The organism is Citrobacter sp. JGM124, assembly GCF_018257795.1.
In the GTDB taxonomy this organism is placed as follows: domain Bacteria; phylum Pseudomonadota; class Gammaproteobacteria; order Enterobacterales; family Enterobacteriaceae; genus JGM124.
In genome coordinates this window covers 1-517 of the sequence record NZ_JAERJD010000041.1, presented here as the reverse complement: position 1 = coordinate 517, position 517 = coordinate 1, and the positions used below count along the sequence as shown (strand labels likewise).

1 protein-coding gene is annotated in these 517 nt (G+C 58.4%); it reads left to right on the top strand.

The window, feature by feature from the left end; all coding sequences use genetic code 11:
- Positions 1 to 517: type VI secretion system contractile sheath large subunit (locus tag JK154_RS17635; RefSeq protein ID WP_211994027.1), on the top strand; the 517-nt coding region annotated here is incomplete at both ends.

Here is a 517-nt window from a genome sequence, read left to right as displayed (position 1 = left end):
TGACCGCGGGGATGCAGGTGTTTCTCGACTGCCTGACCAGCGCCGGCTCGAAAGTTGAAAAACTCGACAAGGCGCTGATTGACCATCATATTGCGAGGCTGGACGACCAGATCAGTCGCCAGCTGGATGCGGTGATGCACCATGAGACGTTCCAGGAAGTGGAAAGCCTGTGGTGCGGCCTGAAGTCGCTGGTGGACAAAACCGACTTCCGCCAGAACGTGAAGATCGAACTGCTGGATCTGTCAAAAGACGACCTGCGCCAGGACTTTGAAGACGCGCCGGAGATCATTCAGAGCGGGCTGTACCAGCACACCTACACGGCAGAGTACGACAGCCCGGGCGGTGAGCCGATAGCGGCGCTGATTTCCGCCTACGAGTTTGATGCCTCCGCCCAGGATGTCGCCCTGCTGCGTAATATATCTAACGTCTCCGCGGCGGCCCATATGCCGTTTATTGGCTCCGCAGGCCCGGCGTTCTTCCTGAAAGAGAGCATGGAAGAGGTTGCGGCCATCAAGGA